The organism is Flavobacterium branchiicola (assembly GCF_018383905.1).
GTDB lineage: Bacteria > Bacteroidota > Bacteroidia > Flavobacteriales > Flavobacteriaceae > Flavobacterium > Flavobacterium branchiicola.
This window is the reverse complement of sequence record NZ_JAGYWA010000005.1, coordinates 285,923-305,953: the sequence shown is the minus strand read 5'-3', so window position 1 is coordinate 305,953 and position 20,031 is coordinate 285,923. Positions and strand designations below refer to the sequence as shown.

The 20,031-nt window shown below is 31.7% G+C and carries 21 protein-coding genes; 15 read left to right on the top strand and 6 right to left on the bottom strand.

The window, feature by feature from the left end:
• Window positions 1-40: 40 nt before the first annotated feature.
• On the bottom strand, window positions 41-1,351 hold the full coding sequence (locus KHA98_RS14510) for a phenylacetate--CoA ligase family protein (protein ID WP_213258641.1): 1,311 nt from the start codon (window positions 1,349-1,351) through the stop codon (window positions 41-43).
• 135 nt (window positions 1,352-1,486) lie between these two features.
• Here KHA98_RS14510 and purD point away from each other — a divergent pair, with 135 nt between their 5' ends.
• Entirely contained in the window at window positions 1,487-2,761 is a 1,275-nt protein-coding gene (gene purD / locus KHA98_RS14505) for a phosphoribosylamine--glycine ligase (protein ID WP_213258640.1), read from the top strand.
• 43 nt (window positions 2,762-2,804) lie between these two features.
• Here the strand turns inward: purD and KHA98_RS14500 are convergent, their stop codons facing one another.
• A complete protein-coding gene (locus KHA98_RS14500) occupies window positions 2,805-3,035 on the bottom strand; it encodes a DUF6341 family protein (RefSeq protein ID WP_089354137.1) in 231 nt (76 codons plus the stop codon).
• A 134-nt stretch (window positions 3,036-3,169) separates the two neighbouring features.
• Between KHA98_RS14500 and KHA98_RS14495 the strand changes: the two genes are divergently transcribed.
• Window positions 3,170-4,099, top strand: a complete 930-nt coding sequence (locus KHA98_RS14495) for a DUF6427 family protein (RefSeq protein ID WP_213258639.1) — start codon at window positions 3,170-3,172, stop codon at window positions 4,097-4,099.
• On the opposite strand, the gene upp is transcribed toward KHA98_RS14495, so the two are convergent.
• A complete protein-coding gene (gene upp / locus KHA98_RS14490; RefSeq protein ID WP_213258638.1) occupies window positions 4,094-4,747 on the bottom strand; it encodes a uracil phosphoribosyltransferase in 654 nt (217 codons plus the stop codon). The two genes, KHA98_RS14495 and upp, sit on opposite strands and share 6 nt — an antisense overlap.
• 110 nt (window positions 4,748-4,857) lie before the next feature.
• Between upp and KHA98_RS14485 the strand changes: the two genes are divergently transcribed.
• Together KHA98_RS14485 and KHA98_RS14480 are read left to right on the top strand one after the other, a co-directional pair.
• Window positions 4,858-5,463, top strand: a complete 606-nt coding sequence (locus KHA98_RS14485) for a DUF4254 domain-containing protein (protein ID WP_213258637.1) — start codon at window positions 4,858-4,860, stop codon at window positions 5,461-5,463.
• 40 nt (window positions 5,464-5,503) lie between these two features.
• On the top strand, window positions 5,504-6,511 hold the full coding sequence (locus KHA98_RS14480) for a glycosyltransferase family 9 protein (RefSeq protein ID WP_213258636.1): 1,008 nt from the start codon (window positions 5,504-5,506) through the stop codon (window positions 6,509-6,511).
• Here the strand turns inward: KHA98_RS14480 and KHA98_RS14475 are convergent.
• From KHA98_RS14475 to KHA98_RS14465, 3 genes are all read right to left on the bottom strand, one after another.
• The gene (locus KHA98_RS14475; protein WP_246522348.1) at window positions 6,500-6,907 is read right to left on the bottom strand and encodes a hypothetical protein; all 408 of its coding nucleotides are present in this window, start codon (window positions 6,905-6,907) and stop codon (window positions 6,500-6,502) included. The two genes, KHA98_RS14480 and KHA98_RS14475, sit on opposite strands and share 12 nt — an antisense overlap.
• 271 nt (window positions 6,908-7,178) lie before the next feature.
• Window positions 7,179-7,487 carry a hypothetical protein gene (locus tag KHA98_RS14470; RefSeq protein WP_213258634.1) on the bottom strand — a complete coding sequence of 103 codons (309 nt, stop codon included), beginning with the start codon at window positions 7,485-7,487 and terminating at the stop codon, window positions 7,179-7,181.
• Window positions 7,488-7,595: 108 nt separating this feature from the next.
• Entirely contained in the window at window positions 7,596-8,648 is a 1,053-nt protein-coding gene (locus KHA98_RS14465) for a 2Fe-2S iron-sulfur cluster-binding protein (protein ID WP_213258633.1), read from the bottom strand.
• A 127-nt stretch (window positions 8,649-8,775) separates the two neighbouring features.
• Between KHA98_RS14465 and KHA98_RS14460 the strand changes: the two genes are divergently transcribed.
• The 11 genes from KHA98_RS14460 to atpG all read left to right on the top strand — a co-directional run bounded on the left by KHA98_RS14460 (window position 8,776) and on the right by atpG (window position 19,972).
• Window positions 8,776-10,236 carry a DUF5687 family protein gene (locus tag KHA98_RS14460; protein WP_213258632.1) on the top strand — a complete coding sequence of 487 codons (1,461 nt, stop codon included), beginning with the start codon at window positions 8,776-8,778 and terminating at the stop codon, window positions 10,234-10,236.
• Window positions 10,237-10,298: 62 nt separating this feature from the next.
• Window positions 10,299-10,994, top strand: coding sequence for an ABC transporter ATP-binding protein (locus KHA98_RS14455; protein WP_213258631.1), 696 nt, complete (start codon window positions 10,299-10,301; stop codon window positions 10,992-10,994).
• 87 nt (window positions 10,995-11,081) lie between these two features.
• Window positions 11,082-13,697, top strand: a complete 2,616-nt coding sequence (gene porW / locus KHA98_RS14450) for a type IX secretion system periplasmic lipoprotein PorW/SprE (RefSeq protein ID WP_213258630.1) — start codon at window positions 11,082-11,084, stop codon at window positions 13,695-13,697.
• Between the two features lie 3 nt (window positions 13,698-13,700).
• The gene (locus KHA98_RS14445) at window positions 13,701-14,102 is read left to right on the top strand and encodes a bactofilin family protein (protein WP_213258629.1); all 402 of its coding nucleotides are present in this window, start codon (window positions 13,701-13,703) and stop codon (window positions 14,100-14,102) included.
• Window positions 14,080-14,301, top strand: coding sequence for an AtpZ/AtpI family protein (locus KHA98_RS14440; RefSeq protein ID WP_213258628.1), 222 nt, complete (start codon window positions 14,080-14,082; stop codon window positions 14,299-14,301). The genes KHA98_RS14445 and KHA98_RS14440 overlap by 23 nt, the downstream gene beginning before the upstream one ends.
• Before the next feature lie 569 nt (window positions 14,302-14,870).
• A complete protein-coding gene (gene atpB, locus KHA98_RS14435; RefSeq protein ID WP_213258627.1) occupies window positions 14,871-16,049 on the top strand; it encodes a F0F1 ATP synthase subunit A in 1,179 nt (392 codons plus the stop codon).
• A gap of 33 nt (window positions 16,050-16,082) precedes the next feature.
• On the top strand, window positions 16,083-16,280 hold the full coding sequence (gene atpE / locus KHA98_RS14430) for an ATP synthase F0 subunit C (RefSeq protein WP_008465835.1): 198 nt from the start codon (window positions 16,083-16,085) through the stop codon (window positions 16,278-16,280).
• A gap of 86 nt (window positions 16,281-16,366) precedes the next feature.
• Entirely contained in the window at window positions 16,367-16,867 is a 501-nt protein-coding gene (locus KHA98_RS14425) for a F0F1 ATP synthase subunit B (RefSeq protein ID WP_026727280.1), read from the top strand.
• Window positions 16,868-16,871: 4 nt separating this feature from the next.
• Window positions 16,872-17,405, top strand: a complete 534-nt coding sequence (gene atpH / locus KHA98_RS14420; RefSeq protein WP_213258626.1) for an ATP synthase F1 subunit delta — start codon at window positions 16,872-16,874, stop codon at window positions 17,403-17,405.
• A gap of 38 nt (window positions 17,406-17,443) precedes the next feature.
• A complete protein-coding gene (atpA, locus tag KHA98_RS14415; protein ID WP_213258625.1) occupies window positions 17,444-19,021 on the top strand; it encodes a F0F1 ATP synthase subunit alpha in 1,578 nt (525 codons plus the stop codon).
• 90 nt (window positions 19,022-19,111) lie between these two features.
• Entirely contained in the window at window positions 19,112-19,972 is an 861-nt protein-coding gene (gene atpG / locus KHA98_RS14410; RefSeq protein WP_213258624.1) for an ATP synthase F1 subunit gamma, read from the top strand.
• Window positions 19,973-20,031 lie beyond the last annotated feature (59 nt).

Here is a 20,031-nt window from a genome sequence, read left to right as displayed (position 1 = left end):
GTTTTTAATTAAAAAAAACAAATGTAAGATTTTATTTATATTAAAAGTAAGATGTAAATTGCTTTAATTTCCCGCTTTTGCTTCTTTCTAATTTGTCTTTTCGAATAAAAATATACTTTAAATTAGGTTCTAAATAAGTTGAAAACACTTTTTCTATTTTATCAATTTCAAAATTACTAAGTTCATTTTCACTGGTATATTCAATTTCAAAAGTGTCTGTTTTGGTCTGTTTTATTATAAATTCTTTGACATTTCCATCGTCTCCAAAGAGTTTTTTGGTAATCGAATAAAAAGTCATACCTGGTGATTTTTTACCACTTGGTAATATGGCTACATCATTGTTTCTTCCAATTAATTTTTTAAGAATCGGCTTTTTAGGGGTACTCTTTTCATCTAAAATACCATAATCACCAACTTCATATCTAATGAACGGATGTGCTTTATTATATAAATTGGTGATAAGAATTCGGCCTTCTTGCCCAAGAGGAACGGGTTGATCATTTTCGTCTACAATTTCAACAAAAAGAGTATCAGAGTTAACTTGCCATTCTCCTTTAGAATTTTCAAAAGCAATTAATCCTATTTCAGATGATCCATATTCATTGATAACCGGAACTCCTAAATGTTTTTCGAGTAAAACCCTGTCGTCTTCAAAAAGCATCTCAGAGGTAACAACACAAGATTTTAAAGTAGGACAAATTTCGGTTAGTACTTTATTTTTCTTCTTCAAATATTTAGCCATTAAAACAATGTTTGTTGTGTAGCCGTTTATATAATCAAATTTACTTTTTTGAAATTTTTCTAAAATTATTTCTAATTTTTTATCCGATAAATCAAATATATTGAAACGATAACGATGGCTTAAAAAATCTTTAAGACGGAGCTTTTTGTTTTCTAAAAAACTCAAGGGCATACCATAGAATCTGGCTTGGAAAGAAAAGTTGAAATCAATATTATGCCATGAAAATCGATGTATATTATCTGCCCACGTTATAGCATGTGCAAATTTATCTTTCGCAAAAACCATTGGATCTCCGCTTGAACCCGAAGTTTTATTTATATAGACATTTTTTTGAGAAAATCCCTTTGAGAGTCTCTCAATAAGAGGTTTTTGTAGATTTCTTTTGTTTAATACTGGTAGATCAGACCAGTTTTTATAAGAATTGATGTTTGCTAATTCTTTGTAAAAATTATTATTGTTTAAATGATAATTGACGATTTCGATTTTCTTCTGCTCAATATAGGCGTCAAAATTTTCCTCTGGAATAGCAGTAATTTTATCAAATTCTGCTTTAGCTTTCTTTATTGGAAAACCGTTTAGTTGAAGTGTAAGATCAAAAAGGCGAATCATTTTTAAGAATAATTTTCATCAAAAATAATGTTTAGGAATTACTAACAGTATAGAACCAACAACTTTTTAAAGATTTAATTATTTTTTACGTGCAAAAGCAAGTATTTTTGCACCACAACTAAATACAACAACACCATGACAATTTTATTATTGGGATCAGGAGGAAGAGAACATGCTTTTGCATGGAAAATGACTCAGAGTCCGCTTTGCGAAAAACTTTTTGTAGTACCTGGAAATGCAGGAACTGCTGCAATTGCTGAAAATGTAGCAATATCTGCGACAGATTTTGAAGCCGTAAAAGCTTTAGTACTTAAAGAAAATATAAGTTTAGTAGTCGTAGGGCCTGAAGATCCGTTGGTGAAAGGTATTTACGATTATTTTAAAAATGACGAAAGCTTAAAAAATATCCCAGTTATTGGGCCATCAAAACTTGGAGCGCAATTAGAAGGAAGTAAAGAATTTGCAAAAGAATTCTTGATGAAACACAACATTCCAACTGCAGCTTATGACAGTTTTACTGCTGAAACAGTTGAAAAAGGATGTGAGTTCTTAGAAACCTTACAACCTCCATACGTTTTAAAAGCAGACGGATTAGCAGCAGGAAAAGGAGTTTTGATTATTCAGGATCTTGAAGAAGCTAAAACGGAATTAAGAAACATGTTGGTTCACTCAAAATTTGGAGCAGCGAGTTCAAAAGTGGTTATCGAAGAATTTTTGGACGGAATAGAATTAAGCTGTTTTGTTTTAACGGATGGAAAAAATTATAAAATTCTTCCAACAGCAAAAGATTACAAACGTATTGGTGAAGGTGATACAGGATTAAATACAGGCGGAATGGGAGCAGTTTCTCCAGTTCCTTATGTTGATGCTGTTTTAATGGAAAAAATTGAAACACGAATCGTAAAACCAACAATCGAAGGTTTTCAAAAAGACGGAATCGAATATAAAGGTTTTGTATTTATTGGTTTGATCAACGTAAAAAATGAGCCAATCGTTATTGAGTACAACGTAAGAATGGGAGATCCGGAAACTGAAGTTGTGGTTCCGAGATTAAAATCAGATTTAGTTGAATTGTTTTTGTCTGTTGCAGATCAGAAATTAGGAGACTTTAATTTAGAGGTTGATCCAAGAAGTGCAACAACTGTTATGGTGGTTTCTGGCGGATATCCTGAAGATTTCGAAAAAGGAAAAGTAATTACAGGTTTAGAAAATATTACAGATTCTATTGTTTTTCACGCAGGAACAAAATTAGATGGCGAAAATGTCGTTACTAATGGAGGACGTGTAATTGCAGTAACATCATACGGAGATAATTTCCAGGAGGCCATAAAAAAATCTTACCAAAACATAGATAAACTAAGCTTTGATAAGATGTATTTTAGAAAAGATATCGGCTTCGATTTAATCTAAAAAATAAATGCACAAGCCCTTTTTAATTAAAGGGTTTGGTTTTTTATTTTAAAAATGAATGAGCTGTAGTATCTTGGTTTTCTGTTCCGGCGTCATCAAAAATGCGTAATTGTTTAATCCAATAAACGATTGCACATGCACAGATGGTCATGAAAATCCAGTTGATAGTGTTTGCACCAAACCATGTAATTAATTCCAAATGACGTAAAAAGTCAAGAGGAGCAAACAAAATGTTAACGAATAAGTATTGTATTCCTTCAAAAAAAGCTGTCATAATTTATAAAATTATATGTTATTATTGTTTTAACGCATTGAAGTAAAATTCAAATAAAGAATCTTTTTCAACTTGTTGGTTTTTCCTTTTAAACAAGTATTATATTTACAATCACAAAAGTATAAAATATCCTTATGATAACAAGTGTTTTTAAAAAATCTACGCCATTAAATTATTCTTTGGTTGTAATTTTAATACTGGTTTTCTTTTTTCTCTATCAAATTCAGGAACCATCCTGGATAACGGTTCCTTTTTTGGCATTCCAAAAAGTGAGTTTACTTTGCTTTTTACTAGCTTCTTTTTTTCTGGTTAATTTCATTGTAAAAAAGAACGGGCTCAGTAAAGACAACGGATATTCGATATTTTTCTACTTGTTGTTTATATTGTTTTTCCCCACAATATTTAATGATCCAAACGTTTTGTATGCCAACTTTTTTCTATTATTGGCACTTCGAAGATTGATTTCTCTGCAGTCCTTAAAAGCTTCAAAAGAAAAAATATTTGATGCTTCTTTTTGGATTTTAGTAGCTTCTTTATTTCAATTTTGGTGTATTCTATTCCTAATTTTGGTATTTATCTCGATTGTTTTTCACGTTTCGCGTGATTATAGAAACTGGGTTTTACCATTTATAGCCCTTTTAGCTGTAGCAATAATCTTTTTATTGGTATCACTTATCTTTCATTTTAATGCTATAGAATTCTTCGAAAAAAGAGCAGTAATCGATTTAAATATAGATTATTTTAAAAATAATTACGAAAATGGTGCGCTTTCAATTTATGTAGCAGTTGCTTTATTTTTTGTAGTGTCAATGTTAACAACACTATCAAACAGGCCACAAATTGTACATACTTCATACAAAAAAGTGGTAGCCTGTTTTTTTATAGCAGCTTTTGTTTTTATTCTTTCACCAAATAAAAGCAACGATTTACTATTGTTTAGTATAACGCCTTTAACCATTATGGCGGCAAGTCATGTAGAATATGTGCAGCAAAAACTAAACAACGAGATTGTATTCTATGTACTTATTTGCTGCAGTTTATTTACCTATTTTTCTCAATTATAATTTACTGCCGTAAGCAAGATCTCCGGCATCGCCCAAACCCGGAACGATGTAATTTTTCTCATTTAGTTTTTCGTCTAAAGCGGCAACCCATAAATGACAATTATCCGGAAGGTGTTTTTCAAGATAAGCAACTCCTTCTGGAGCAGCGATAATAACTACAATATGAATCTCGTTTGGAGTAGCATTTTCAATTAACTTTTTATGAACAGCTACAATCGATTGGCCAGTTGCCAACATAGGGTCAAGTAATAAAACAGTTTTATTATTTAAATCCGAAATTGCCTGATATTCAACTAAAATTTCAAACTCATCATCATTGTTTGGATGAAATCTGCAGGCCGAAACAAAACTGTTTTCGGCATGATCGAAATAATTTAAAAAACCATTATGTAATGGTAATCCGGCTCTTAAGATTGGGCATAATACTAAATCACTCTCAATTTCTGTTGTTCTTTTTATGCCTAGCGGAGTCTGAATTTCAACATCTTTATAAGGTAAAATTTTACTTAATTCATAAGCCATAATTTCTCCAATACGTTCAATATTTCTTCTAAAACGCATGCTGTCGTTCTGAACATTAACATTCCTGATTTGTCCCAGAAAATGATTTAAAACGCTGTTTTTTTCTGATAAATAATGAATTTTCATATTAAAGATTTAATTTATTAACGAATAAAAGTTTAAAAACGAAAAATACTTTCTTTTTTTCGCAGTATAAAAGTATAAAAAGTATCTTTGTCTCTCTAATAATTAAAGACATGTTTTCAAAATTAGCATATTCTGTTTTCGAACAAAGCATCAAAGATTATCACCAGTTTGATAATGTTGATCAGCCAATAAACAATCCTTATCCGAAGGATAAATTTGAGCATTTATTATATCTAAAAAACTGGATCGATACTGTTCAATGGCATTTTGAGGATATTATTCGTGACCCGCAAATTGATCCGGTTGCAGCTTTAACTTTAAAAAGAAGAATCGATGCCTCAAATCAGGAACGTACTGATATGGTAGAATATATCGATAGTTATTTTTTACAAAAATACAGTAATGTAAAAGTAAAAGATGGTGCAAAAATCAATTCTGAAAGTCCTGCATGGGCATTTGACAGATTGTCTATTTTGGCGTTAAAAATTTATCACATGCACGAAGAAGCTACACGTGCTGAGGCTTCACAAGAGCACAGAGATAAATGTCAGGAAAAATTAAATGTACTTTTAGAACAAAGAAGTGACTTATCTACAGCAATTGATGATTTACTTACTGATATCGAAAATGGTGACAAATTCATGAAAGTGTACAAACAAATGAAAATGTACAATGATGATGAATTGAACCCGGTATTATATCAAAATAAAAAATAATTTGGCAGACTTGTCCACCAAAATAAAACACATAGCCGTCATGAGACTATCCGCAATGGGAGATGTCGCCATGACGGTTCCTGTTTTACGAGCTTTTGTAAAACAGTATCCAAGCGTGAAACTTACAGTTGTTTCGCGTCCTTTTTTTAAACCTTTTTTTGATGGAATTCCGAATCTGGAATTTTTTGCTTTTGATGAAAAAGAAAGACATAAAGGTTTTCCCGGACTTTTACGATTATACAAAGATTTAAAAACACTTGAAATTGATGCTTTTGCAGATCTTCATAATGTTTTGCGATCTAAAGTTGTGAGTTTACTTTTCGCTTTAAGCGGAAAAAAAAGAGCAACGGTTGATAAAGGTCGTGAAGGAAAAAAAGAATTAACCCGTGCCGAAAATAAGATTTTCCAACAATTGCCAACTATGTTTGAACGACATGTAAAAGTGTTTCAAGAACTTGGTTTTTCTTTAGATTTATCTAATCCAGAATTTCCTAAAAAGGCCGTTTTAAGTGCAGAAATTACAGATTTAATTGGAGAGAATTATCAAAAATTAATTGGTATAGCACCTTTTGCACAGTACGATTCTAAAGTATATCCTATAGATTTAATGCAGGAAGTAATTACAAAACTGGCTGAAAATAAAGATCATACCGTTTTACTTTTTGGTGGCGGAAAAAAAGAAATTGAAATTTTAGATTCTCTTTCAGCACCATATAAAAATGTAATCAATGTAGCTGGAAAAATCAAATTTCAGCAGGAATTAAAACTAATAAGCAATCTGGATGTCATGCTTTCTATGGATTCCGGAAATGCACACATTGCAGCAATGCTGGGAGTAAAAGTAATTACACTTTGGGGCGCTACGCATCCTTATGCCGGATTCTTGCCATTTAATCAGAGTTTAGATAATGCATTAACATCAGATAGAAATGAATATCCTAAACTACCAACATCTGTTTACGGAAACAAGATTGTTGAAGGTTATGAAGATGCAATGAGAACTATATCTCCAAAGAAAATTGTTCAGAAGATACTGTTAAGCATATAAGCCATTTAAATCATATAGAAAATACCCAACTGTTTTCTTTTTGTTTCTGTCAGCTACAATTACAACAAAATGATTTTCTTTTTCTGTAGACAGTAAAATGTGTTCAAAATCGGCGGTTGAATTTCTATAGACCTTATGCACCAATTGTGATTCTTTGATTTTATGTGACAATATTTTAGCACTTTTTAATTTACTGATATACGGCCAGATATTAAAAATATTTTTGTCGGAAAGTGCTATTTCAGTCATTTTCCCGCTTGCTGTTGCAGTATATTTTTCTTTGTTAAGTAATTTTGGACCTTTTTTATTTCTGTGTTTTTTAATTATAAAATACACACAAACAAAAGAAGTTATTACAAAAAGTGCTATAAATGATAAACGAAGGATGTGATGCATTGTCATAATATTTAGGGTTTAAATGTGTGACAAATTTGATTTAGTTCTATAGATCCAGAACAAAACTATGAAATTGCGATTACTTTCATTTCACCACTAATATAATAAAAATTCAGCAAAATTTTAGCTAAAAATCTATTTTATTGTAATTTCAAATATAATAGAATCTTTTCACCATAATAATGACTTATCTTTAATTATCAAACAAAAAAAATCCAAATCCCTGCTTTAAAGTTGGAATTTGGATTTTTTTTATTGAGATATTTTAGTGTTATAACCATATTTTTTCATCCTTACATCGGCTATAAATATAGTTTTTAAGATTGGAGATTGTGTGCTGATAATCTGGAGCATCATAACCAAATCGCTCATGTTCCATTTGCTCTTTTTCCAGAGCTTCACAACCTTTTATAACTTCTTTGAGCATATCAAGCATCGCAAGTTCTTTATTATCTGTTTTTTGAAATTTGAGTTCCACAATTTCATCTTGTAATTCTGAACAATAATCAACAAGCTGCATCACTTCTGTTTCTTCCAAAAGCGATTGTTTATTTCTAAATATTTCTCGAATTGATTTCATCTTAATTTAAAATTTTAAACTTTGGCAAAAGATCTCAAAAATAAAAAAAATTCCAAACTCCAGTTTTAAAGTTGGAATTTGGAATTTTAAATATTTGGAATTTAAGGATTACACGTCGTCGTAATCAACATAAATAGTTTCTGATGTTGGGTGTGCCTGGCAAGTTAAAATTAAGCCTTCAGCAATTTCACCATCGGTTAGAATAGAATTTTTTGTCATTTCTGCACTTCCTTTTGTAACACGTCCTAAACAGCTGCTGCAGATTCCGCCCTGACAAGAATACGGAGCGTCAACACCTTGTTTTAGTGCTGCATCAAGAATAGTTTGTTTTTTAGACATTTCAAAAGTAGTCTCTTCGTCATCAACCAAAATTGTAATTTTTGTATGTCCTTCCTGAGATCCGTGAATTTCATTTTCCTGAGTAGAAGAAGTAAAAAGTTCAAATTTAATTGCAGATTCTTTTACATTTTTCTCTTTCAGAATATTAGAAACAGTGTTGATCATTTCTTCCGGACCACACAAGTAAAACTTATCAAATTGAAGTTCTTTGTGTTTGTTATTTAAAACAAAATTCACAGCCGATTTGTCAATTCTTCCAAATAAAGCATTTTCGGCTTTAGTCTGGCTGTAGACATAATGTACAAAAAAGCGACCAACATATTGCAATTGTAAATCGTGCAATTCCTGGTGAAAAATAGTTTCTTCCGGAGTTTTATTTCCGTAAACTAATACAAATGAGCTTTTTGGTTCATTTTTTAAAACCGATTTCAAGATAGAGAGAACAGGCGTAATTCCGCTTCCCGCAACAAAAGCGGCATAGTTTCTCTGTCTTTCAGGATCTGGTTCAAAAGTAAATTTACCTTCCGGATGACCTACTTCAAGAACATCTCCGGCTTTTAATTTTGTATTTGCAAATTGAGAGAACAAACCGTTTTTTACGGCTTTTACAGCAATTCTTAATTCACCGCTTTCTGGTGAAGAACAAATAGAATAAGCACGACGAATTTCCTGATTATCAAGAGTTAATTTTAAATTTATATATTGACCAGCTATAAATTTATAGTCAGATTTAAGTTCTTCCGGAACATTAAAAAGTACCGAAACAGCAGCAGCAGTTTCGCGTTTTACCTCTTTAATTATAAGTTTTAAGAATGAAGGCATAGTTTATTTTTTTTGCAAAAATAGCAAACACTTAGTAATTCACACTTACTTAAATATTTTTTTTAACTTTTTTTGTAACGTTTTCCTACATTTGGTCTCTTACTAGAAAATAACAACCAAAACAACCATGATTAAGAAGTTTATTTATCTCGAATGGAAGGCCTTTTCAAGATCTGCATCGTTTGGTAAAAATTTGGCAATGAAGATTTTAATTGGTTTCATTGCACTATATTTTTCATTAATTTTTATCGGAATGGGTGTTGGCGCATTTTATATCTTAAAAGATATGAAACTTGAACCACTTTTAACAGTCAACAAATTTTTAATCTATTATTTTGTCCTTGATTTAGTAATTAGATTGTTATTGCAATCAATACCGGTTTTAAATATTAAATCATTATTGATTTTACCTTTTAAAAAGCCAACCATTGTACATTTTTCTTTGGGAAAAACAATGTTGTCTTTTTTTAATTGGATTCATGGACTTTTCTTTATTCCTTTTTCAATTGTGCTTCTTTTAGAAGGATATGATGTTGTTGGAATTATCTTTTGGTTTTTGGCCATTTTTGCTTTGATATATATCAACAACTTTTTGAATATTATTTTAAGCAATATCGATAAATTGTTTGTTGTTTTTGTTGCATTTGCTATTGCTTTTGGAGCTGCGCAATATTATAAGTTATTTGATATTACAGCTTTTTCGACTCCATTTTTTCATGGACTTTATGAAAGTAAAGGGTTATTTTTAATTCCGGTTTTTGTGTTAATTGGATTGTATGTTTTTAGCTTTAAATACTTAAAAAACAATTTGTTTTTAGATGCCGGACTTTCTGTAAAACAGGATATTGCAGCAACAGAAAACTTGTCGTGGCTGAATCAATTCGGGACTTTGGGAACTTTTCTTAAAAACGATATCAAATTAATTAAGAGAAATAAACGATCAAAAACGACAGTTGTAATGAGTATTGTTTTCTTGTTTTACGGACTTATCTTTTTTGGAAATACACACCAGCCGGTCGCGATGCAAATTTTTGCCGGAATATTCGTTTCTGGTGGATTTTTGTTTGTCTTTGGTCAGTTTGTACCAAGCTGGGACAGTTCTTATTACCAGCTTATGATGACGCAGAATATTCCGTATCGTGGATATATTACTTCAAAATGGTGGCTGATTGTGATAGGTACACTTATTTCAACAATTTTGGCTTCGTTTTATCTTTTTTATGGATGGGAAGTTTATCTAACGATCGTTGTTGGAGCAATTTACAATATTGGCGTTAATTCTCATTTAGTTCTTTTGGGCGGAGCGTTTACAAAAACTCCTATCGATTTAAGTAACGCCGGAGGAGCTTTTGGCGATAAAAAAGCATTCAATGTCAATGCAATGTTGTTATCGCTTCCAAAAATTTTCCTTCCATTGGCACTTTATGGAATTGGTCTTTATTTTGACAATAAAAACCTTGGGCTTGCATTGGTTGCAGTAGCGGGTGTTTTAGGTTTTGTTTTTAAAGACAAAGTTTTTTCATTAATCGAAAAAATATACAAAAGAGAAAAATATCGTACGATAAGTGCTTATAAACAAAAGAATTAATTAGATAATTAGCCAATGTGTCAATTAGAAAATTAATCAAAAAATAAAAATCTAAAATTATTATGATAGTAGTAAATCAACTTTCAAAAAAATATAACGAAACAACGGTTTTAAATATTAATGATCTTGAAATTCCAAAAGGGCAAAGTTTTGGATTAGTGGGAAATAACGGAGCGGGAAAAACAACTTTTTTCAGTTTGCTTTTAGATCTGATTCAGCCCACAACCGGGAATATTAAAAGTCATGATATTGAGGTAAATACTAGCGAAAACTGGAAATCTTTTACAGGTTCGTTCTTAGACGAAAGCTTTCTTATAGGATATTTAACTCCAGAAGAATATTTCTATTTTATTGGAGATTTACGTCATCAGAATAAAGCTGATATTGATGTATTATTAGCAAAATATGAAGAGTTTTTTAATGGTGAAATTTTAAACAACAAAAAGTATTTGCGCGATTTATCTAAAGGAAATCAGAAGAAAGTTGGGATTATTGCAACATTAATAGGAAATCCGCAAGTTGTAATATTAGATGAACCTTTTGCCAATTTAGACCCAACGACTGTAAGTCGATTAAAGAAAATTATTAAAGAACTGGCTGATGATCCAAACGTTACAATTTTGGTTTCAAGTCATGATTTACAACACACTGTAGAGGTTTGCGATCGAATTGTGGCGCTTAATAAAGGCGAAATTGTAAAAGATATTCAAACCTCAAAAGAAACCTTACAAGAACTGGAATCGTTTTTTGCAGTTTAAATTTCTATATTTCAAAAAGAAGCGTATTTTTACAAGTCATTATACTAAAATTGTTTTTTAGAAGTTTATGCTTTAAAATCTGTTCTATTGAAAAAGAATACTCGTATATATAGTTTTTTTCTTGTTTTTTCGATCTTTTTGATAGCATGTTCTACCAAGAAAAACACCTTTTTGTCCAGAAATTCCCATGCTTTAAGTACAAAATATAATATTTTGTACAATGGAGGAATAGGATTAGATAAAGGTTTAAAATCTATTCAGGCCAATAACCAGGATAATTTCTGGAAACTGCTTCCAATTGAAAAAATGCAATTTGATGAAAATTTTTCACAAGGAGAAAAAACAAAAAATCCTGATTTTGAATTAGCGGAGACCAAAGCAACAAAAGCAATTCAGAAACACTCCATGAATATTGGAGGACGAGAAAAAAACTATCAAATAGATGAGGCGTACCTAATGCTTGGAAAAGCCAGATATTATGATCAGCGTTTTATTCCTGCCCTTGAAGCATTCAATTACATCTTATACAAATATCCTAACAGCAGTAATATTTATACAGCAAAAATATGGCGCGAAAAAACCAATATGCGTTTAGGAAATGATGCCATTGTTGTAAAAAATATTAACCTATTATTAAAAAAGACCGATCTGGATAAGCAGACTTTTTCGGATGCAAATGCTTTATTAGCAGAAGCTTTTTTAAATTTAGAACAAAGAGACAGCGCAGTTGCAAAACTTAGAATTGCAGAAAAATTCACAAAAATAAATGACCAGCGCGCCAGATACCGTTTTATTTTAGGACAATTGTACCAGGAAGTTGGAGCAAGAGACAGCGCCATATATTTTTATAATGCCGTAATCGATATGAATCGAAAAATGGATCGAAAATATATGATGCAGGCGTATGCCAAAAAAGCACAGATGTTTGATTATGAAAATGGAAACCACGATATGTTTGTTGAAACGTACAACAAACTGGTTAACGATCGTGAAAACCGACCTTATTATGATATCCTTTTTTATGAAATAGCTGTTTTTTTCGATAAAAATAAAGAGCAGGATAATGCATTTGAGTTTTATAACAGATCATTACACCAAAAATCTAAAGATCCTTATTTAGTAGCGTCTACTTATCGAAATATTGGGAATATGTATTTTAAAAATACAGATTATACAATGGCTGCTAAATATTATGACAGTACATTGGTAAAACTGGACCCGAAAACCAGAGAGTTTGCATTTATTGAAAAAAACAGAAAAAACTTAGACAACGTAATTAAATATGAAGGAATTGCCAAACGCAACGATAGCATAATTAGGGTAAAAGGTTTGTCTGACGAAGAAAGAAGAATTTATTTTGAAAATTACATAGCTGACCTTAAACAGAAAGACGAAGCAAAACGAATTTCTGAAGAAAAAGAAAAAGAGAAACTTGAAAACATTGAGCGCAATACAACTTCAGGTAATGCACCAGTAGCTGTAAACCCACAATCGCTTGGAAAAAGTGATATAATGCCGCCAGGTGCGCTTAATCCGCCGTCAGGAAATGATGCTGCGAGCACATTTTATTTCTACAATCCAAGTACAGTTGCGTACGGGAAACTGCAATTTAGAAAAATGTGGGGTAATAGATCTTTGGCTGGTAATTGGAGAATTGTTTCTTCAAAATCAACGATCAACCCAACTTTAAAAGATTCTTTAAATTTACGTCAGGATTCTATAAATGCATTGAAAGATTCTGTTGTAGTTGAAAAATATACAACCGCTTTTTACGAAAAACAACTCCCAACAAGCCAGATTGCAATGGATAGTATTGGTAAAGAACGCAATTTTGCCTATTATCAATTAGGACTTATTTATAAAGAAAAGTTTAAAGAGTATAACTTAGCAAGTGATAAATTGGAGCAATTATTACGCAATAATCCTGAAGAGAAATTGATTTTACCTTCAATGTATAATTTGTATAAAATTTATCAGATTACAAATCCGGCAAAGGCAGAAAGTATAAAATCGGATATAACAACAAATTATCCAAACTCAAGATATGCTCTTATTTTAAACAATACGAATACAGAAGATTTGGCCTCTGCAGATAAAGAATATCAAAAATGGTATAAATTATTTGAGAATGAACAGTTTGATGAAGTCTTAAATAATATAGATAACTTGATTAATCAGTATTCTGGTGAAGATATTATTTCTAAATATGAGTTATTGAAAGCGAGTACATTAGGAAAAGTATATGGTTTGGCGGCTTATAAAAAAGGATTGGAAAATGTAGCTGATAATTACCCGAATAGTGAAGAAGGTAAAAATGCTCGTGAAATTTTAGAAAAACAAATTCCTGAATTAGAAAAGCTTGATTTTACGGCAGTTGATGGAAAAAATTGGAAAATTCTATATCCGGTTGCCAATAATGATACTAAATCAATTAAAAAAATTCAAGAGGCGATCAGAGTCTTTTTATTGGTTGAAAATTTTGAAAGATTAACAACTTCTATTGACAAATACAATAAAACAGAGAGTTTTGTAGTTATTCATGGTTTAAAATCTGAAGCTTATGCCAGAGATCTTTCAGGTGTTTTTAGAGATGATAAAAAATATAAAATCTCGAATCCTTCGGTTATTATATCAAGTGATAATTATAAGGTAATACAAATTAAGAAAAATCTTGATGCATATTTAGCCCCCAAAACCCCATAAATAATGTTTGATAAAGTTAAAAAAAACGGTACAGAACTTTTAGGAAAAACCAACAGAATTGTTGAAGGAACTTCAATTGTTGGAGATATTGTTTCAAAAGCCGATTTTAGATTGGATGGAGAATTAATAGGTAATTTCACTTCACAGGGAAAACTGGTAATTGGAGCTTCGGGCATTATAAAAGGGGAGATAATTTGTCATAATGCTGATATTGAGGGAGAATTTCAAGGGAAATTAAAAGTTTTAGAAGTCCTTAATATAAAGGCTACAGCACGTATTCATGGAGATGTAGCGGTTGGAAAACTTTCGATAGAGCCGGGGGCAGATTTTACAGCAACCTGTACTATGTTAACCAATTCTAATCAGGTAATAATGTTAGAAGATGGAAAAGGAACCGAAAAATAATAAAAGGAATAAATGGCTTGCGCTCATTAATATTCCCTTTCAAATGGGAGTTATTATCTTTTTATTCTCTTATTTCGGCACCTGGCTTGATGAGAATCATCCAAGCCCAAAAGTTTATTATAATACAATTTTTGTAATGGCCGGTGTTGGCCTTGCATTATATAATGTTATACGCCAGGTTAACGATATTAATAAGTAATTTTTTCATTTCTGGGAGCTTTAGATAAAAGTTGCATCTTTGCATAAAATTATCTCATATGCTTTCAAAAAATTACAAACCTGTTTTATCGTTATTCATTTTTGCCTTATCTGCCTGTATCTTGCATAAAGGTGCTTTTTTTGCTTTAGATATCAATGCCCGGAATTTTTATTATAGTATCGAATTTCTATATTTAATTTTTTTCGGATTATCTGCCTTATTATACCTAATATTATTAATAGTAAAAAAGAAGAATTTTGAAATCGTCGGAATGGCTTTCTTATTCGGAACATTTACTCAAATGTTATTAGGATATTTAATTTTGAGACCAATTTTAGAAAACAAGTCCGAAACAGTGGCTGTTGAAAAAGTCAGTTTTTTTATAACATTTATTTTGTTTTTGTTATTTGAGACGCTTTTAACTGTCCGATTATTAAATGAAAAGCGTTAAAATAAGGATTCTTTAAAACAAGGTTCAAAAATAATTTTTCATATCCTTTTGAATATTAATAAAAAATGTACCTTTGCACCAAATTTTAGAAACGTAAAAAAATAAGATTTTCCACGATATGGTGATTTCAAACAAACCACTCAGCTTTATTCTTGCAGCTTTTGTAGCTTCTCTGCCAATTATGGGTTTTGCAAACTCAGAGAATGATTCAACGCATGTTCAAACTGAAACAGTTCATGAAGAGAAAGTAATTTCACATAACGCTCCAGCGGAAGGAGAGCATGCAGCTCTTGATCCAAAAGCAAAAGTGGATGCTTTTATTGATCACCACTTACAAGATTCTCATGACTTCATTTTCTTTTCAGATGAAAAGGAAAATAAAAACTATGGTTTTCCATTACCAGTTATTTTAATTGACGGAGGTTTGAAAATTTTCTCTTCTTCAAAATTACACCACGGTGAAGCAGTTGCAGAAGTTGATGGAAACTTCTACAAATTGGTTCACGGTAAAATCTACAAAACAGATGCAGCCGGAACAATTACTTTTAATGAGCACGGTCATCCTGAAAATGAAAAGCCTTTAGACTTTTCTATTACAAAAAATGTTTTTGCAATGCTTCTTGTTTCAGTACTATTATTCTTTATGTTTACTGGTTTAGCAAGATCATATAAAAAAGGACCAATCCCAACTGGATTTGGAAGAGTTTTAGAACCACTTATTATTTTCATCAGAGACGAAATTGCTGTTCCAAATATTGGAGAGAAAAAATACCGTAAATATATGGGGTACCTTTTGACAGTATTTTTCTTTGTGTGGATTTTGAACTTATTAGGAATGACTCCACTTGGAATTAACGTAACAGGAAATATTGCTATTACTGTTTGTTTAGCAGCATTTACTTTCATCATTACACAATTTAGTGCAAACAAAGATTATTGGGGACACATTTTCTGGATGCCAGGAGTACCGGTTCCAATGAAAATTATTTTAGCTCCAATTGAAATTTTAGGAACATTAACAAAACCATTCGCATTATTAATTCGTTTGTACGCAAATATTACTGCAGGTCACGTAGTAGTTATGAGTTTGATCGGAATGATTTTCGTTGGAAAAAATTTAGCAGCAGATTTACCAATCTCTTTTGGATTAACATTGTTTATCTCTGTTATTGAAGTTTTAGTTGCATTCTTGCAAGCGTTTATCTTTACAATGTTATCATCATTGTTTATTGGTATGGCAGTTCAGGATCACCACCATGATGATCACGGACATGATGAAGAAAATGCAATTATTTAATTTAGAAGTTTAATTTTATATATATAAATACTTATGGGAACAATTCCAACTTTAGTAGGTGCTGGTTTAGTAGTAATCGGTGCAGGTTTAGGTTTAGGTAAAATCGGTGGATCTGCTATGGACGCTATTGCTCGTCAGCCAGAAGCTGCTGGTAAAATCCAAACTGCGATGATTATTATCGCGGCTTTATTAGAAGGTTTAGCATTTGCTGCTTTGATCTTAGGAAAATAATAAAGAAAAAAATAACAACATCTTTGACGGTTGGTTAAAGGTGTTGTTACTTTAAAAAGAAATTAAATATTTAATATAGTTATAAAATGGATAAGTTAATTAACGATTTTTCATTCGGTTTATTCTTTTGGCAAGCTTTGATCTTGTTAGTATTAATTTTGCTTTTAGTAAAATTTGCATGGAAACCAATTATGGAGTCTATTACTGCAAGAGAAGAAGGTATTAAAAATGCATTACTTTCTGCTGAAAATGCAAAGAGAGAAATGGAAAATTTACAAGCAGACAATCAAAGAATTTTGAATGAAGCTCGTGCAGAACGTGACGCGATGTTAAAAGAAGCTCGCGAAATGAAAGAGAAAATGATTGCTGATTCTAAAAACGAAGCACAAGAAGCTGGTCAAAAAATGATTGAGCAAGCTAAAGCTGCTATCGAAAGTGAAAAAAATGCTGCAATGGCAGAATTGAAATCTCAGGTTTCAACTTTATCATTAAGCATCGCTGAAAAATTATTGAAAGAAGAATTATCTAACAAAGAATCTCAAACTAAATTAGTAGAGAAAATGTTAGGTGACGTAAAGTTAAACTAAGATTATGGCAAGTACAAGAGCAGCAATTCGTTATGCAAAAGCAATTCTGGACTTAGCAAACTCTAAAGGTGTTGCCGAAGCTGTAAATAACGATATGAAGTCAATTGCTGAAGCAATTGAATCGAATATAGAACTGAGTACATTTATTCAAAACCCAACTACAAAAGTTGAAGTTAAAGAAAGTGCTCTTTTAGAAGTTTTTGCAAGTGTAAATGGAGTAACTAAAGGTTTATTTCATTTATTATTTGAAAACAAAAGATTTGAAATTCTAGAAGCTATTGCAATAGAATACAAAAGATTATTTGATGAAAGCAATGGTGTTGAAGTAGCAAAAGTTACAACAGCAATTCCAATGGACGCAGCATTAGAAGCTAAAGTTTTGGCTAAAGTTGCAACTTTATCAGATAAAAAAATTACAATTGAAAATATAGTAGATCCTGCAATTATTGGAGGATTTATTTTGAGAATAGGAGATAATCAATACAACGCTTCTGTTGCAAACAGATTACAAGTATTAAAAAGAGAGTTAAGTAATTAGTTTTATTACACATAAAAGTGTCTAAATTATAAATTAAGATGGCGGAAATCAAACCTGCTGAAATTTCAGCAATATTAAGAAAGCAAGTAGAAGGTTTTGAATCTGGTGCTACGCTAGAGGAAGTAGGAACGGTACTTCAAGTTGGAGATGGTATTGCTCGTATTTACGGGCTATCTAATGTACAATACGGTGAGTTAGTTGAATTTGATAACGGACTTGAAGCTATTGTATTGAACCTTGAAGAAGACAATGTTGGTGTGGTACTTTTAGGACCATCAACTGGAATCAAAGAAGGTTCAACAGCAAAAAGAACACAACGTATTGCTTCTCTTAAAGTAGGTGAGCAAATGGTAGGACGTGTAGTTAACACGCTTGGTTTTCCAATTGATGGAAAAGGACCAATCGGTGGAGACTTATACGAAATGCCTTTAGAAAGAAAAGCGCCAGGAGTTATTTTCCGTCAGCCAGTAACTGAGCCATTACAAACAGGAGTAAAAGCAGTAGATGCTATGATCCCGGTTGGTCGTGGACAACGTGAGCTTGTAATTGGTGACCGTCAAACAGGTAAATCAACTGTTTGTATCGATACAATCTTAAATCAAAAAGAATTTTATGATGCAGGTAAACCTGTATTCTGTATATATGTTGCAATTGGGCAAAAAGCTTCAACTGTAGCAGGAATCGCTAAAATGTTAGAAGAAAAAGGTGCAATGGCTTATACAGTTATTGTTGCTGCAAATGCTTCTGACCCAGCTCCAATGCAAGTTTACGCTCCTTTCGCAGGTGCTGCAATTGGGGAATACTTTAGAGATTCAGGTCGTCCTGCACTTATCGTGTATGATGATTTATCTAAACAAGCTGTTGCTTACCGTGAGGTTTCTCTTTTATTAAGAAGACCACCGGGACGTGAGGCTTATCCTGGAGACGTTTTCTACTTACACTCTCGTTTATTAGAGCGTGCTTGTAAAGTAATTGCTGATGATGGAATTGCTAAAAACATGAATGATTTACCAGATTCTATCAAAGGTATCGTAAAAGGTGGTGGTTCATTAACTGCTTTACCAATTATCGAAACTCAGGCTGGTGACGTTTCTGCATATATCCCAACAAACGTAATTTCGATTACAGATGGTCAGATTTTCCTTGATGGAGATTTGTTCAACTCTGGAGTTCGTCCTGCTATTAACGTAGGTATCTCTGTATCTCGTGTTGGAGGTAATGCACAGATTAAATCAATGAAAAAAGTTTCTGGAACTTTAAAATTAGATCAGGCTCAATTCCGTGAATTAGAAGCTTTCGCTAAATTTGGTTCTGACTTGGATTCTGTTACATTAAACGTAATTGAAAAAGGAAAAAGAAACGTTGAAATCTTGAAACAAGGTTTAAACGATCCTTATCCTGTTGAAAACCAAGTTGCAATTATTTACGCTGGATCTAAAAACTTATTAAGAAACGTTCCTGTAAATAAAGTAAAAGAATTTGAAGCTGATTTTATCGCTTACTTAAACAGTAAACATAAAGATACGCTTAACGCGTTGAAAGCTGGTAAATTGGATGACAACATTACTGATGTTATCGAAAAAGCAGCAAAAGAAATTTCAGCAAAATATAACTAATTAGATAATTGGTAAATTAGATAATTAGAGAATGTATAAACATTATTCTAATTATCTAATTTTCAAATTGTCACATTTTCTAATTAATAGATGGCAAATTTAAAGGAAATCCGTAATAGAATTACTTCCGTTTCATCGACGATGCAGATTACATCGGCTATGAAAATGGTTTCTGCTGCAAAGCTGAAGAAAGCACAAGATGCAATCACTGCGATGCGCCCTTATGCCGAGAAATTAACGGAGTTATTGCAAAATCTTTCTGCTACACTTGACGGTGAAGTTGGAGGAGATTACACTACACAACGTGAAGTAAAAAAAGTATTGCTTGTAGCTATAACTTCTAATAGAGGTTTATGTGGTGCATTCAATTCAAACGTAATTAAAGAAATTAAAAATCGTACAGATTTTTATGCCGGAAAACAAGTTGACGTTTTTGCTATTGGTAAAAAAGGAAATGATGTTTTAAGCAAAACTCATAATGTACTTGGTCATCATAATGCTATTTTTGATCATTTAACTTTTGAAAATGTTGCTGGTATTGCGGACAATTTAACTGAAAAATTCTTATCTGGAGAATATGACAGAATTGAATTGATTTATAATCAGTTTAAAAATGCTGCAACTCAAATTATTCAAACTGAGCAATTTTTACCATTAGCACCAATTAAATCTGATGCTTCTGTTTCGGCTGGAGATTATATTTTTGAACCTTCAAAAGAAGAAATTGTATTGACTTTAATTCCTAAGTCATTAAAAACTCAATTATACAAAGGTATTCGCGATTCTTTCGCTTCAGAGCACGGAGCACGTATGACAGCTATGCATAAAGCAACTGACAACGCAACAGAATTAAGAAACCAATTGAAATTAACTTACAATAAAGCACGTCAGGCAGCTATTACAAACGAGATCTTAGAGATCGTTGGTGGAGCAGAAGCTTTGAACGGATAAAAGTTATTTTAAGAAATTATATAAAAGAGCCAACTTTATGTTGGCTCTTTTTTTTTGCT

Excerpts from the sequence above, each read along its gene's own strand:
- KHA98_RS14510 (WP_213258641.1), bottom strand. The coding sequence starts at position 1,351 with ATGATTCGCCTTTTTGATCTTACACTTCAACTAAACGGTTTTCCAATA.
- purD (WP_213258640.1), top strand. The coding sequence starts at position 1,487 with ATGACAATTTTATTATTGGGATCAGGAGGAAGAGAACATGCTTTTGCA.
- KHA98_RS14500 (WP_089354137.1), bottom strand. The coding sequence starts at position 3,035 with ATGACAGCTTTTTTTGAAGGAATACAATACTTATTCGTTAACATTTTG.
- KHA98_RS14495 (WP_213258639.1), top strand. The coding sequence starts at position 3,170 with ATGATAACAAGTGTTTTTAAAAAATCTACGCCATTAAATTATTCTTTG.
- upp (WP_213258638.1), bottom strand. The coding sequence starts at position 4,747 with ATGAAAATTCATTATTTATCAGAAAAAAACAGCGTTTTAAATCATTTT.
- KHA98_RS14485 (WP_213258637.1), top strand. The coding sequence starts at position 4,858 with ATGTTTTCAAAATTAGCATATTCTGTTTTCGAACAAAGCATCAAAGAT.
- KHA98_RS14480 (WP_213258636.1), top strand. The coding sequence starts at position 5,504 with ATGAGACTATCCGCAATGGGAGATGTCGCCATGACGGTTCCTGTTTTA.
- KHA98_RS14475 (WP_246522348.1), bottom strand. The coding sequence starts at position 6,907 with ATGCATCACATCCTTCGTTTATCATTTATAGCACTTTTTGTAATAACT.
- KHA98_RS14470 (WP_213258634.1), bottom strand. The coding sequence starts at position 7,487 with ATGAAATCAATTCGAGAAATATTTAGAAATAAACAATCGCTTTTGGAA.
- KHA98_RS14465 (WP_213258633.1), bottom strand. The coding sequence starts at position 8,648 with ATGCCTTCATTCTTAAAACTTATAATTAAAGAGGTAAAACGCGAAACT.
- KHA98_RS14460 (WP_213258632.1), top strand. The coding sequence starts at position 8,776 with ATGATTAAGAAGTTTATTTATCTCGAATGGAAGGCCTTTTCAAGATCT.
- KHA98_RS14455 (WP_213258631.1), top strand. The coding sequence starts at position 10,299 with ATGATAGTAGTAAATCAACTTTCAAAAAAATATAACGAAACAACGGTT.
- KHA98_RS14445 (WP_213258629.1), top strand. The coding sequence starts at position 13,701 with ATGTTTGATAAAGTTAAAAAAAACGGTACAGAACTTTTAGGAAAAACC.
- KHA98_RS14440 (WP_213258628.1), top strand. The coding sequence starts at position 14,080 with ATGGAAAAGGAACCGAAAAATAATAAAAGGAATAAATGGCTTGCGCTC.
- atpB (WP_213258627.1), top strand. The coding sequence starts at position 14,871 with ATGGTGATTTCAAACAAACCACTCAGCTTTATTCTTGCAGCTTTTGTA.
- atpE (WP_008465835.1), top strand. The coding sequence starts at position 16,083 with ATGGGAACAATTCCAACTTTAGTAGGTGCTGGTTTAGTAGTAATCGGT.
- KHA98_RS14425 (WP_026727280.1), top strand. The coding sequence starts at position 16,367 with ATGGATAAGTTAATTAACGATTTTTCATTCGGTTTATTCTTTTGGCAA.
- atpH (WP_213258626.1), top strand. The coding sequence starts at position 16,872 with ATGGCAAGTACAAGAGCAGCAATTCGTTATGCAAAAGCAATTCTGGAC.
- atpA (WP_213258625.1), top strand. The coding sequence starts at position 17,444 with ATGGCGGAAATCAAACCTGCTGAAATTTCAGCAATATTAAGAAAGCAA.
- atpG (WP_213258624.1), top strand. The coding sequence starts at position 19,112 with ATGGCAAATTTAAAGGAAATCCGTAATAGAATTACTTCCGTTTCATCG.